The sequence below is a fragment of the Pseudanabaena sp. PCC 9330 genome, from assembly GCF_055795045.1.
Window position 1 is genome coordinate 13,187 of record NZ_JAYFES010000103.1, and the last position, 14,537, is coordinate 27,723.

Genomic DNA, 14,537 nt, shown 5'->3' on the forward strand with positions numbered 1-14,537 from the left:
CAACATTAATTATTTTTGTTTAAGTTAGTGATATTAAAATCAGTCGCACCCATCCTAGCCCAGGGTAGAGATAAAAAATCTTGGCTGGCTATGGTACTGATGCGCTAGCCGGATGAGTGGGCCAACGGCATTACATTAGTAAAGTGTTAGCACTATATCATTCTCTCCGGCGCTGCCTGGGGCGATCGCCCTAGGCGAGCCGACTCACTGGCATCTACCTTAGGGCTGGCTTTGGGAGCCTAGCTCGGGTAAGCCGGGGCGATGTTGAGAAACAACACCAGTGGGCTCTGCTGTGATGATTTTTAGAGCCGCCTGACATACACTTTGTCAATCGCTGGGGAAAGGTAAGCAAAGGGGAAGCCGTGCATCAGGATGAACTGGAAGCTCTGGTAGCTGAAATCGACTCAATTTTAGGGGAAGCCGCACCCAGGCTACCCTGGGTGATGTCGAACGACGCCAATCAGCGCCAGCTGCTGGCGCGGGCACGGGCTTGTCTGGCAGAGGTCAAGGCCGCTGCGGCTCAACCCACGCCAGAGGCGGGTAGTCTGCCCGCAGACCCCACCAGCGCCAACGCTAGTCAGGTGCTCAAGGCGCTGCTGCAAGAGATGCAGTATCTGCGCAGTCAGACGATGCAAATTCTCGACCCGCTGCGCCATGAGGTCGCCACCCTGCGGGAGCAGCGCGAGCTGCTGCTGCAAGAGGTGCAGCAGCTCCAGCAGCAGCGGATGCAAATCGATCAGGGTGCGGCCCTGCACCAGCTGCCCCCCAGTTGGGATGCCGCCCTACAACGGATGACCCGAGAGCTAGAGGCTCACCTGGGTGCGCAGGTGAGCCAGTCGGTGCAGCGCCTAGAGCTCGCTACCGCCAATGCCTACGGGCTGACCCAGGCTCCTGACGATGGCTACGGTGCCATCCCAGAGCTAACACCCGCCCAGCGGCTGGAGTTTTTAAAGCAGCTTCAGGCTCAGTCTGATCAGCTCATGCTGGGGCTTGACCAGTCGTTGCGCACGGTTTTTAGCACCCTGCAAGAAAACATTTACGCCTATCAAAACTCACTCAACCAGGGGCTCAACCAGATGCATACCCTGGGGCAGCAGGGCGAGTTGATGTTTAGCGCCCTGGTCAGCCATTTGGGGCAGCAGATCAACCCAGACACCCTGACCTACCTGGAGTCGGCCCAGCGGCGAGAGTTGCCCCAGTCTAGCCCGACTACCTCTACGCCCGAAATTTCTGCGTCCCAAGCCTTTGCCTCAGAGGAAGCGGCTCTGTCGGCAGGCCTAGCTTCTGAGCTAGATACAGATTTGGCGTTTGAAGCCCTAGGCCTTGATCTAGATGATGACGAGATTACGCTGCTGCAAATTGAAGATGAAATTACCGAGATGCAGCTAGACGGTGATCTGACCGCCGAAGACGAGGAAAATCTTCAGCCCCTAGACTTGCAGCTGTTAGAAAGTCTGGAGGCACCAGCGGCTGACCCATTGCCAGCAGTATCACTGCCCGAGACCCTAGCCCAAGACATTCGCTCTGAAGTGACTGAGGCTGGTCTAACCTCTGACTCAGCCCTCGACGATCTCTACCAAAGCCTGTTTGGGAGCTTTTTGGTCGACGCCACCGATGACCTGACCCAAGCTGCTGCGGGTGCAGAGCTAGGGGACGATCTAGATCGGTTAGCCTCAGATGCGTCTGATGCCGTAGACCCCTTGGATGCTTTTTTGGCGATCGATCGCGCGGATGCCATCGACCTGGGCTTAGATCGCTCGGACACCTTAGGTGCCGATGCCTCAGAGGCAATCGACCTGAGCGGCGATCTGCCCCGCCCTGAAGACCTGGAGCTGCTGACCCAGGCTGTTGCCCCTAGGGATGCTCTAGTTGACAATCTAGACGACCTGTTTGAGGTTGACAATAATCTCTCCATGGCTGGTATGGAGACCGCCACAGTGGTTGAGCTGCCCGATGCGATCGCCTCCTTTGACGAGCTACTGCCAGCCCTGCCGGACGAAGCTGGCCCCAGCAGCGATGGCGACGACTCCCTAGAAGGCTTTATGGCAGCCTCGTCCGAGGAAGACTTGCTAGTACAAGACGATCTCCCGACTACGGCCACTCCCTACGACTTGGCCATGGATGCCACCATGGTTGACCAGCTTCAGCAAGACCTAGAAAACCTGGAGATGCCCATGGGCTACGACGGGTTGTCTCTGGGGTTGGCCAGCGATCGCCCAGTGGCTGCTACCCCTGCCAGCGGTGAGTTATTCCCTTCCCTACCGCCGGAGGCAGAAACGGGTGACCGGTTCGAGGCAGCATCTTCCGTAGATTCTGAACCCGATCGCCCTGTTGACTCACTCGTGGACGCTGGCGATGCCGCCGCATCCCCAGCCCTAGATTTGTTTGGGGCCAGCGTAGAAGACGGAGCCGAGACCCTGGGTGAATTGACCTTAGACTGGCCAAAGACCGCCCCAGAGATGCCTGAGGCTAGTTTTCCAGAGATTGAGGAAGCCGATCTGTTCAGCGAGGCGATCGCCCCCGAAGCCCCGGCTGACTACAGTCTAGACTCCGCTGGTGACTCTGCCGACAGCGATGACTCCGTCGGCGGGGTCTTAGGCCTTGATCTGTTTCAAGAGCCACCAGAAGAGGTGGCCGTCGGCGATGGGGAGCTGGGCATCGAGCCGCTAGACAGCCTCGACCTGTCGGTCTTCAGCACCACAAATATAGACGTTGAGCCACCGGATCAGGACTCTCTGGCCACCTTCTCCACCGCTGAGCTCGCCCCTGATAGCGATCTATCCGCCGTCAATCTATTTGACGAATCTGCGGCTAGTCAGCCGGGGGCGATCGCCGAGCCCGTCACTGGCCTTGATCTCTTCGGCGAATCTGCGGACGGTGAGCCGGAGCTGCTTATCGAACCCACCACTAGCATCGATCTCTTCGGCGAATCTGCGGCTAGTCAGCCGGAGCTGCTTGTCGAACCCACCACTGGCCTTGATCTCTTCGGCGAATCTGCGGACGGTGAGCCGGAGCTGCTTGTCGAACCCACCACTGGCCTTGATCTCTTCGGCGAATCTGCGGACGGTGAGCCGGAACTGCTTGTCGAACCCACCACTGGCATCGATCTCTTCGGTGATGTTGACCTCGGCCAAGAGCGTGAATCACGCCAGGCGCCTAGCGGGGCCGACCTGTTTGACGGGCCAGCTTTGTCAGACAGCCTGTCTCTGGCCTCGATCTTGTCAGACCTTGATCTCAGCCTTGGAGGGGGCGAACCAGCGATCGGTGAATCAGGGCTAACCCTGGAAGATCTTGGTGCGATCGCCGATGAACCGGCCCCGCCTGCCGCCTCGGTAGAGCCACAGCCCCCGACCCTACCAGTCATTGATGCCACCGGGCCATCGCTGACCTTAGAAAACCTGCTGGGCGATCTTACCCTCGACCCCCTGCAACCATCAGAGCTACCGCCACCTACAGGGGTCACCTTAGACGATCTGAGCACCGACAGCGTCTTTGGCGATGAAGCTTCTGCAGGAGATTTTTCACCGCCCGCCAGTGGACTCACCCTGGGCGATCTGACCCTGGGGCAGGCAGAGGCAACCCCTGCGTCCGATCTATCCGACGAGAGTTTACTCATCGAGGGCTTGCTAGGCGGCGATCGCCCTTCAGTGCCCCCTCTGCCTGAGCAACCCTGGTCAGATCAACCCGCTACCGCAGCTGAGCTGTTCGATACCTGGGGTAGCGCCCTCAGCGATGAACCAGCGCCACCGGCAGCGCCTTCAGAGCTAGAGCCATTTGACGATACTCCCGCTGCCTCAGCCCCAGACCTCACCCTAGAGAGCCTGGGCCTAGGTGACCTATCCCTCAACCTGGCCCAGCCCCCCAGACTAGACAGTTTGAGCCAGCCTGAGGCTAAGAGCGCCAGCGACCTTACCCTAGAGAGTTGGGGCCAAGCTGAGCCTCAGATATCAAGTGAACCTGAGATTAGCCGCGACAGCTGGCAACAGCTCCAGCCGCTGAGTGAGCCTGAGCTCAATTTAGACAGCTGGGAACCCGTCCAGCCCCAGCCCGTCAGCGAACCTGAGCTTAACCTCGACGTTCTACCTCAAGGCTCAGGTGAATCTGACCTAACGCTCGATAGCTGGGGTCAAAACGAGTCTCAGCTGCCAGGTGAATCTGACCTAACGCTCGATAGCTGGGGGGCAGCACCACCCCCTAGCCCCCTGCCCGCTGCGGGGGCGGCGATGCCGCTGTCTCTGAGTCTTGACGACTTGAACCTGAGTCTAGAAGAAGAGCCCACGGCCCCTAGCCCAGACAATCTAAACTGGGAGCAGGGCGAGAGTGCCGAAGCTGCTGAACCTGGCGACGACACCAGTCTAGATGGCCTGACAACCCTAGGGGAGTTTTGGTCGCCGGCGGAGTCTGCACCCCCGCTAACACCCTCAGAGACGATCCTAGAGCCCTCGCCAAGCGACTCCATCGAATGGCAGCGCGAACTGAGCTTAGACAATATTTTGGATGCTGCTGGCGCGGCCAACCTTGGCAATCAGTTCGCCAATGCCCCAGCCGACCCTACCTCAGCTGACACCACCTCAGCCGACACCGCCGACGTCTTAGACCCGATTCAGGCAGCGGCGGCAGCAGCAGCGGAGTCAATGGAAACCATCATTGATTTCATTAACCTTGATTCATTGCTAGGCGATACGAGCCTGCCCCCCGGTGTCGCACCGGTGCCAAGCCTTTCCCTAGAGTCCTTTGATCTAGATCTGACCCTTGAGCCTGAGGAAGAGTTCACACCGGCCCCCCAGGAGTCGATATCATTCCTGAGTGATGATTTTGCTGAACTGTCTTCGGCCGGGCAGGCTGAGGCGGAGGCGGCTGCAACATCTGATAGCCCTGCCTCTGTCGACCACCTCGTGGAGGATGGCGATGCGGCGGCGGCAGATGAGGCCATTGAGTGGTTGCCCACAGCCACACCTCTATCGACCGAGCCATCGATCGCAGCCAGAGACGCCACTGAAAATCTATTCACACCCCCCGAAGAACTAGCCCTGGATCAATTCACTGAGGGCGAAGATCTGTTCTTGACTCCCGCAGCAGAGTTTTTGGAGTCAGGAGAGGTTGACGAAGCTGGCCTAGAGTCAGTGGATTTGACTTTAGAACTAGGGGAACCCGCCCCTGAAGCTGAGCCCATTGACCTAGAGTCAGTGGATTGGACGCTAGAACTAGGGGAACCCGCTTCTGAGGCTGAACCCGTTGACCTAGAGTCAGTGGATTGGACGCTAGAACTCGGGGAACCCGCCCCTGAGGCTGAGCCCGTTGACCTAAAGACAGAAGATTGGACTCTAGGGCTAGGGGAACCCGCTTCTGAAACTGAGCTCATTGACCTAGAGACAGTGGATTGGACGCTAGAGCTAGGGGAACCCGCCCCTGAAGCTGAGCCCGTTGACCTAGAGACAGTGGATTGGACGCTAGAGCTAGGGGAACCCGCCCCTGAAGCTGAACCCGTCGCCCTAGAGTCAGAAGATCTAGCGTTAGAACTGGGAGAACTACCCCCAGAGGCTGTGGAGGAGTGGCCTGAGGCTGAGTCCGTTGAACTAGAGCCTGAGACGGTAGAATCTGAGATCTCAGCCGCTGCGATCGCTCCCACCGGCAGTATCTCTGGGCTTGATGCCCTGGCGGCGGTCAGCCCCGCTGAAGCCGCCGTAGTTACAGAGATGGCCGCCCTCGAAGAGCTAGCTACCGCCGATCTCAGCGGCCTAGGGCCATCGGTGCTAGACCCAGCTGAGCTAGGTCTACCGGTCGCCCCTAGTGAGCTACAGCCCGCTGCCCCTTCTGTGGCCGAGCCTCTGCGGCCTGCCTCTTCCCCCGCCGTCGCTCCGGTCTCTGGCCCGCTGTGGTTTTTAGGCTTAGATGTGGGCACCACCGGTCTCTCGGCGGTTTTGCTAGAGCGCCAGGGAGGAGAAGTGCATCCCCTCTACTGGGTCGATAACGGCATGTCGGGCGTTACCGCCGACAAATTTTTCCGGCTGCCTACCTTGGCCACGGTGATAGCCGCCAACGGGTCGGGCCGTAGCCAAGTACAGTCAGTGGGGTCATCGGCCCTGACGGTCACCTGGGGCGATGATAATGCCAACGACCAGAGTGACGCGATCGACCAAGGCACCGTGCAGCTCAAGGCTCTCAAACCCTACCTGAAGCTGGGCATTCCCAGCGGCGAGCCAGGACAGCAGAGTCGTCAGTGGCCGCAGATTCAGTGGTCTGACAGCGATCGCCTGCCGCTCCAGGTCTTTCAAGATAGTCTGCGTGAGCTGCTGGCTACCCTACCCCAGGGCCTAGCCCCCGACGCCCCAGTAACGGTTGGAGCCGTGGGGTTAGAGACCGCTGCCATGGCCCAAGCCATGGCCCAACTGCGGGGGGTGGTGGTGAGCTACCCAGCCAACTGGCCCGACACCTATACCTTCAACCTGCGGGAGGCGGTGTTGGGGGCAGGGCTGGCCGCCAACCCTGACGATATCTATTTTGTCGAAGATGCGATCGCCGCCGTGCTGTCGGGTCTTCCCGACCCGGCTACCCCGCTCCCCGAGGGCAATGGGCAGCCCATGCAGCAGCAGACCCTCTACGCCTGCCCCTGGACTGGGGGTACGGTGGTGATTTCTGCCGGAGCCACGGTGACCGAAGTGGGCGTTGTCAACCTGCCGCGCTCCTTGGGCGATCTCACCTATAGCGACTTTTCCCTGCATTCTATGGGTTACGCCGGTGACGCCATCGACCTAGATATCGTCTGTCATCTACTGCACCCCATTGAGTGTCGCCAGCACCGCCCCACTGAGGGCTTTGGGCGCACTGCCGAGACAGCGGGCTGGAGCTGGCAGGCATCGATGCCTGAACTAGAAGGAGCTAAGTGGGCCGACCTCGACCTCGACGGCTGCGACCTGCCTCGACCGGCAGAGCCTGATACCGCTCGCCGCCAGCGCCTCTACCAGCGGCTAGAGGCCTCGCTGCTGGGCCAGAGCGTGCTAGAGGCCGCCCGCCATTTGAAGATTATTCTTCAGCACCAGCCTCAGTTTGAGCTAGAGCTGGCCGACCAGCGCTGGGTGGTGCGCAGCAAAGATCTCGAAGACCGCATCATTCTGCCCTACATTCAGCGTATCAACGGCTCGCTAAACCGGCTGCTCAGTGAGGCCAACCTGAGCACCCAGGCCGTTAACCAGGTGATTTGCACTGGCGGCAGTGCCTCGCTACCCAAGATTGCCCGCTGGCTGCGGCAAAAGTTTCCCAATGCCACCATTGTGCAAGATACGTACCACAGCGATCGCCCCCCCAGCTGTAGCCGCGTTACCTACGGCCTGGTGAATCTGGTGCGCTATCCCCAGGTGCTTGACCTGACCCGCCACCAGTACAGCGACATGTTTTTGCTGATGGAGATACTGCGCACCCTGCCCGAACAGCCCATGCCCCTCAGCGGCATTTTGCACCTGCTTAACGAGCGGGGGCTCAATGTGGAGGCCTGCCAAGCCCATCTGCTGGCCCTGCTAGAGGGACGGCTGCCCCCTGGGCTGTTGCCCAGTGCCACCAGTGGCCCCCTAGTGCTGGCCCCGGCCACCGATGAGTTGGCCACTCTGGCGACTACGCCGTTGTTTGCCCGCCCCAGCGGCCAGGTCTATGTCCCTAACCTCGATCAGGCCCAGCGACTCCGACACTATATGGAGCAGCTCTTAGCCACCAAACACCAAACCCTAGTCGACCCGCTGCTAAGCCAGCTGGCGGTGCTCAATGTCTAGGAAGGGGTAAAGAAAAGAGGCGATCGCCGAGCCTGCCCCCGAGAGAGCTGGCTCAGCGATCGCCCATCAGACTTGCTTCGATGCTCAACTCATTGCCATGGTTGAGGCAGAAAGTCGATATGCCTCAACAGCACTAATCGAGGTCAGACTTTTGCACCAAGTGGGCTTCGAGGAACCACAGCCGCATGTCTATGGTGCGAGAGATCTCGGTATAGAGGTCAGCAGTGTCAGCGTCACCCAGGTCATCGGTGGTATCGATGGCTTCGCGCACATGCTTGCCATAGGCAGCAAAGCGCTCGGCCAGAGCCGTGACATGCTCAACGCCATCGATGGCATCGAGGGGATACTCAGGCAAAATCGACTCGGCAGCGGCAATACGGGCGGTACCCAAGGCGGTGCCCCCCAGGGCGGTGACCCGTTCGGCCACCATGTCGACATAGCCCTCTAGCTCGCCAGCTAGCTCGTCAAACAGCTCGTGGAGCTGCAAGAAATCCATCCCTTTGACGTTCCAGTGGGCCTGTTTAGTCTGGGTTTTGAGATCGAGGGTAGCGGCCAGAGTTTGGTTTAAAACCTCACAGACCTGCGATCGCACATTGGCCGCCATATCAATGCGGGTCGGATAAAACCGACGCTTTGCTTCAGCTTTTTTGACAGGAGTTGCAACCATAAGGCCTCTCTTTTTACCAACAATTTTGCCCTGTAGCCAAGAGTAGTAAGAATGCGCACTCAGATCATTCTGACTATTGTGCAATCGTAGCATCCGGCTCAGTTCTCCAAATCATACTCGTTATGAGTACGGATTGCAAGTTTTGGTTTCATATCAAATCTCAGTGGATCGAAAAGTCCCTGCCCCCCCTCACCCCCAGCCCCTCTCCCAAGAGGAGAGGGGAGCCGGAAGCTGCCTTCAAAGTCCCTCTCCCCAAGGGAGAGGGATTTAGGGTGAGGGCTGGCTCGCGGCAAAAGAGCGCGTTTGTGATCTACTGAATCTGCATTGAAACCACCCGGCCCAAAACAGGGATCTGGTAGGGGCATTGCAGTGTGTCACGCGCTGTCAGGTTGTGCCCCTACAGTGAGAGTGTTATCGGGGTCTCCCCCCTCTTTTCAAGAGTGGTTTAATAGAGTAGGACTCAGTTTTTTGGCTCAGCCACCCTGAGCCACCGACATCCCCCTGGCGACGATGACCGCTGAAACTCCCTTCGGACAGTCTATGGCTTCGCTCACTGGCCCGTCGCGCCAGCACAGCCTTCAAGCGGCCCTCGATCAGGTCGTCTCTGCCGAGGCCCACCGCAACGAGCTACAGCTGGCCTACGTGCGGGCGGGGGTGCTGGTGCTGTCGCTGCTGCTAGATCTGACGGTCTTTTTGTTTCCCCAGGCGCTGCTGGGCAAAGACCAGGTGCCTCCCACGGTGATGATCATTAGCCTCTGTGCCACCCTGTTTGCGCTGCTGCTGGTGGCCATTTTGCGCCAGGGGCTAGCCATGGAAGTCCTGCGGCGCTGGCAGGTGATCATCCCTATCTTTGACAATCTGCTGCTGTGGGCTTTCATCACCAATATTCAACAGGTGCTGGGGGAGAGCCAGCCGCTGATTTTGACCAACGTGGTCGCCTTTTGTAGCCTGGTGGCAGTGTCTGGGGGGCTGCGGCTGAGCCGCCGGGCGGCCCTGCTGACCTCGCTACTGGCTCTGGCCAACTTTAGCTATGCGGCGGTGCTGTTTGAGCTAAATGTGGCCCTGGCTCTGTTTGCGGGCGTGACGGTGTTTGGCACCGGCTACCTGGGCATGCGCATGGCGGCGATCGTGCGCCGTCAGGTAAAAAACGAGTCGGGCCGGGTGCTAATGGCTCAGTTCTTGCCCGAAATGGTGGTTGAAGCCGCCTTTGAGTCTCCCCTCGAACTCCTCCAGCAGCCCCAGAAGTACGATGTCACGGTAGTGGTCACCGATCTGCGAGAGTTTACCCACTTCGCCGAAGCCCTCGCCCCCCAGGCTGCCCTCGACTTTCTTAACCGCTACCAGGGCACTCTGGCGGCGATCGTCAAGCGCCACGGCGGCTGGGTCGATAAATTTATGGGAGACGGTATGCTGGCGGTCTTTGGTGCCCCTGCCCCCCTCGACAACCATGCCCACAGCGCCCTCACCGCCGTCTCGGCGATGTTGCGTGAGGTGCGTCAGATCTCACCCTTGGCCATGGGGGTGGGGGTGCACTCTGGGGCAGTGGTGGCGGGCTGTCTGGGCAGCAGCGGACGGCTGGAGTTTACGGTGATTGGCGACACGGTGAATGTGGCGGCCCGGCTCGAAGCCCTGACCAAAACCCTGGGTCATGCTCTGCTGGTGAGCAAGGCTACCCAGGAGCGGCTGCCCCAGTGGCCCCTCCAGTCCGTAGGGGTGCATGCCCTGCGGGGCCGCGCCCAGACCATGGAACTGTTTACCCTGTAGCCCCAGTCAAACCTAGCGATTGGAGAGCAGAATTGGCCAAAATCTGTTCCCAATGGGGCAGGTCTGCCGGCAGATCGATATCGGTCAATGGGGTCAATCGCTCTACGCTCAGCCCCTGGTCAGCAGCGGCGGCAAGGGTCTGGGCTAGCACCTTGTCAGTGCCCCAGTCTATGTTGTGAAACAAGGCTGGCTGGGGCTGAGCTAGGCCGATTAGATAGTAGCCGCCATCGGTGGCGGGGCCGATCGCCACATCGACCCGCTGTAGAGCCTCTATCGCAGCGCTCAGGTGGTCGAGGCCCATGGCTGGGCAGTCACTGCCGATGGCGATCGCCCCCCGTCGGCCAGCCTCAAAACTATGGTGAAAGGCGGCAATCAGGCGATCGCCCAAGCTACCCTCGCCTTGGGGGTGGTAGGTGACTGTGGGGCGATCGCCCAGCCAGTCTTGCATTTGGGCCAAACTGCCACCGCTAAAGTGCACCTCGACCGCCAGGGGTAACTGCCGGGCCGCCTCAGTCATTTGATTGAGGACATACTCTGTCATCTGCCACTGTAGCGCCGCTGCCCCCTCCGGCCCCAGGTGCGGAATCATCCGGGTTTTAGTCTGCCCCGGCACGGGGTAGCGGGTGAACAGCATCAGACCATAGGAGCCTGGCCCGTCGGTCTCTGGTGGCTCGGCAGTTGCTGGGTACATGGCAATCCTACGGCTACGACCAATGACCATTATCCTTCACGCGATCTAAACCTCTGCGATCGCCTCATTCAACGTAGCTTTTAGCCCAGCTTTGGGCAATCTAGGGCTGTTGGGTCAATCCATGGTGGATGCTTGGGCGCAGGCATAGTGAATTCATTACAGACAGGCAAATGCCCGAGGCCAATCTCAACCCCATCCCAGTTCAGACGCGGAGTTCTGTCGGTGGGCAAACTACAGATCCCAATCCGGACTTGATATGGCTACGACACCCATAGTCTCTGGTGCGCCAATTCGGGTAGGTCTGCTGCACTCCCTCACAGGGCCCATGGCCAGCAGTGAAGCCCCGCTGCTAGAGGCGGCCCTGCTGGCGATCGACGAGATCAACGCCAGCGGCGGCGTGCTCGGCCGCCCCCTCAAAGCGGTGGTGGCCGACGGCGGGTCGGCTCCAGCTCAGTTTAAGGCGGCAGCCCAGCAGCTGCTGGCCCCCGGCCCCGATGGTTCTAACCCAGTGGTGACTCTGTTTGGCTGCTGGGCCTCCATGGGGCGCAAGGCGGTGCTGCCGGTGCTTGAGGCCCACAATCGGCTGCTGTGGTACCCTGTCCACTACGAAGGGTTAGAACAGTCGCCCTGGGTGTTTTACACCGGCTCATGCCTCAACCAGCAGGTAGAGCCCGCCCTCGACTGGCTGCTGAGTCAGGGCCTGCGGCGGTTTTTTTTAGTGGGCTCAGACCACCTGTTTCCCCGGGTGACCAACAAGGTGCTCAAAGGGCAGCTCGAACACCGTCCAGATGCGGACGGCAGCAAGGTGGTGGGCGAAGCCTACGTCCCCCTAGGCACAACCGATTTTAGGGATATTGCCGCAGCAATTCTCGCGGCCCAACCCGACGTGGTGTTTAACACGCTAAATGGGGCCAGCAACCTGCCCTTTTACACCCAGTGCCAGGCGGTGGGCATCACCGCCGATCGCATTCCCATTCTCACGGTCAGCATTGGTGAGCTAGAGCTACAGGCGATCGGTGCCGCCGCCGCTGGGCACTACGCCTGCTGGAGCTACTTTCAAAGTCTAGATACCTCCGCCAACCGTGCCTTTGTGCGGCGGTTTCAACAGCGCTATGGGGGCGATCGCGTCACCAGCGACTCGATCGAGGCCGCCTATACCCAGGTGTATCTGTGGCGGGCCGCCGTCACCGCCGCCCAGACCACCGACACCGATGCAGTGCGCCAGGCCGCCTACCACCAGTGTTGGGATGCCCCCAGTGGCCCCGTTTGCTGCGAGCCCAACCACCACCTGCAAAAGGCCTGCCATGTGGGTCAGGCCCAGGCCAACGGGCAGTTTCGCATTGTCTACTCTAGCCCTGGGCCGATTCGCCCGCAGCCCTGGCTGGGAATGGAAGGTCAGTCCTTCGCGGCGGCAGAGGTAGTGATTGAGATGCTGGGCGAGGTCTCAGACGCCATCCAGTCGAGCTGGGAACTAGAGCAGGCTCTGGCCCAGCTGCGCCAGGAGATCGATCAGCGGCAGCAGGCCGAGGCGGCCCTGCGGGCCGCCAATGCCGAGATCACCAGCCTCAACCAGGCTCTCGCGGCTGACAACCTGCGCCTGGGGGCCGAGCTAGATGTGGCCCGCCAGATTCAGCGCATGGTGCTGCCGCGCCCTGAGGAGCTGGCGGCGATCGCCGCTCTAGACATTGCCGGGTTTATGGAGGCCGCCACTGAGGTAGGTGGCGACTACTATGACGTGCTTCAGGGAAAAGGGCCACTGGGAGAGGAGCGACCGGAAGCAGGAGAGCGGGTTACCCTGGCCATGGGCGATGTCACCGGCCATGGCCTCGAGAGCGGAGTGCTGATGATTATGGCGCAAACGGCGGTGCGCACCCTGCAAGCCCTGGGAATGACGGCCTCGGCGCCGCAGATTTTTCAGGCGATCAATGAGGTGATCTACCAAAATCGCCTGCGAATGGACTCCCACCGCGATCTATCTCTGGTGTTAATCGACTACTACCAAGGCAAACTCACCATCAGTGGCCAGCATGAAGACGTGATCGTTATCAGAGCTAACGGCACCGTGGAGCGCATCGACACCAGCGACCTAGGCTACCCCGTGGGTCTAGTAGCCGACATCTCCCCATTTGTGGCTCAGCACACCCTCGATCTGGCGGTGGGCGACGGGGTAGTGCTTTACACCGACGGCATTACCGAGGCCGAAAATAGCCAACGCCAGCTCTACGGCCTCGATCGGCTGATTGCTGTGGTGCAGCAACGGTGGGGCGAGTCAGCCCAAGCCATTCAACAGGCGGCAATTGCGGATGTGCGATCGCACATTGGGCCGCACACTGTCTACGATGACATTACTCTAGTGGTGTTTAAACGCCGTGTCTGATCCTGAAAACGCTGCTCCTCTCACCGCTCCTGGCGGGATGTCTACGGATGCCAAGCTACTGGCAACCGTAGACGACCTGCGTCGAGAGAACAATCGGCTGCGGCAAGAAAACGCCGATCTGCACATCGCCCTCTCCACCACCGCCGAGCACGGCGATCTGATCGAGGCTGACCTGCACTATGCCAACCAGCGGCTCCAGGCCGAGATGCTAGAGCGACTGCGGGCCGAAACCACCCTCAAGACCCTGATCGACATCATCTCCCGCCAAAAGGCCGACCTAGAGATCATCATGCACACGATCATGGAGCACGGCGACACCCTCGACACCCAGTGGCACCAAAAGTTTTGCGCTGCCATGGTACGGGCTGACATCGACGGGCTGACTCAGATCCCCAACCGCCGTCGCTTTGATGAGTATCTCGACCAACAGTGGCAGACCATGGCCACCGAGCAACAGACCCTGGCCGTCATTCTCTGCGACATCGACGCCTTTAAAATCTACAACGATACCTACGGTCACCTGGCTGGCGATAGCTGTCTGGTGCAGGTCGCCAAGGTGCTGCGCCACTGCCTGCACCACCCCAGCGACCTGGTGGCCCGCTACGGTGGCGAAGAGTTTGTGGTGATTTTGCCCCGCACTACCCTGGCCAAAGCCCAGGTGGTAGCCCAGCGCATTCAGCGAGAGGTTTTAGGCTTGAGAATACCCAACCAGTACTCGCCGACTGCCCCAGTGGTGACGGTCAGCATTGGATTGGCCGCCAGAGTGCCCGCTGCCAATCAGTCGGCTACCACCCTGGTGCAGCTGGCCGATGAGCAGCTCTATGAGGCAAAACGTCTGGGCAAAAATCAAATCTGTGCCGCCAGTACCTAAGCCCCTGATGTTGACGATTGCCCTGTGCCGTCATAGTGCATGATCCTCGCCGTCATACCATTGCAGTCGGCACGCTATGGCCGCCTAAGGGGGAAGCCCGATTCTACAACGGGGTTGGTCTTTGGACGGATGGTCGCTGGCGCTGCAATCTCGTTCTGTGCGTTGTCAGCTTCCCCCTTAGGAGGCCGCTTAAAGATGCGTCAGGCAGTCAGGGCGGAACCTACATTGAAGCGACTGGAGGATGGGTTGAAGGGGTTTCGACCAGGCGATCGCCTACGGATTCACTGGCGATCGCTCAGGAAGATCGAGGGAATGACTGGCAAGGGAGAGCGGCAAGGTCAAGGGGGTGGGTCATGTTTGAGATAGGAATCCGCAAAACAGATATCCCCAAACCGATTCAGGCT

Annotated in this window: 6 protein-coding genes; 4 read left to right on the top strand and 2 right to left on the bottom strand. The window is 59.9% G+C overall.

Annotated elements, in window-relative coordinates:
• Positions 1-362 precede the first annotated feature (362 nt).
• On the top strand, positions 363-7,763 hold the full coding sequence (locus AC0QKW_RS12565) for a hypothetical protein (RefSeq protein WP_473151416.1): 7,401 nt from the start codon (positions 363-365) through the stop codon (positions 7,761-7,763).
• Between the two features lie 133 nt (positions 7,764-7,896).
• Here the strand turns inward: AC0QKW_RS12565 and dps are convergent, their stop codons facing one another.
• Complete coding sequence (dps, locus tag AC0QKW_RS12570) at positions 7,897-8,430, bottom strand: DNA starvation/stationary phase protection protein Dps (RefSeq protein WP_473151417.1); 534 nt, start codon at positions 8,428-8,430, stop codon at positions 7,897-7,899.
• Between the two features lie 540 nt (positions 8,431-8,970).
• Between dps and AC0QKW_RS12575 the strand changes: the two genes are divergently transcribed.
• Positions 8,971-10,194 carry an adenylate/guanylate cyclase domain-containing protein gene (locus tag AC0QKW_RS12575; protein ID WP_473151418.1) on the top strand — a complete coding sequence of 408 codons (1,224 nt, stop codon included), beginning with the start codon at positions 8,971-8,973 and terminating at the stop codon, positions 10,192-10,194.
• Here AC0QKW_RS12575 and AC0QKW_RS12580 read toward each other — a convergent pair.
• Entirely contained in the window at positions 10,184-10,885 is a 702-nt protein-coding gene (locus AC0QKW_RS12580; protein WP_473151419.1) for a TIGR04282 family arsenosugar biosynthesis glycosyltransferase, read from the bottom strand. The genes AC0QKW_RS12575 and AC0QKW_RS12580 overlap by 11 nt on opposite strands.
• Before the next feature lie 256 nt (positions 10,886-11,141).
• Here AC0QKW_RS12580 and AC0QKW_RS12585 point away from each other — a divergent pair, with 256 nt between their 5' ends.
• Positions 11,142-13,262: a transporter substrate-binding protein gene (locus tag AC0QKW_RS12585; protein ID WP_473151420.1), complete on the top strand. Its 2,121-nt coding sequence runs from the start codon at positions 11,142-11,144 to the stop codon at positions 13,260-13,262.
• Positions 13,255-14,133, top strand: a complete 879-nt coding sequence (locus tag AC0QKW_RS12590) for a diguanylate cyclase (protein ID WP_473151421.1) — start codon at positions 13,255-13,257, stop codon at positions 14,131-14,133. Before AC0QKW_RS12585 ends, AC0QKW_RS12590 begins: the two co-directional genes overlap by 8 nt.
• The last annotated feature ends 404 nt before the right edge of the window (positions 14,134-14,537 follow it).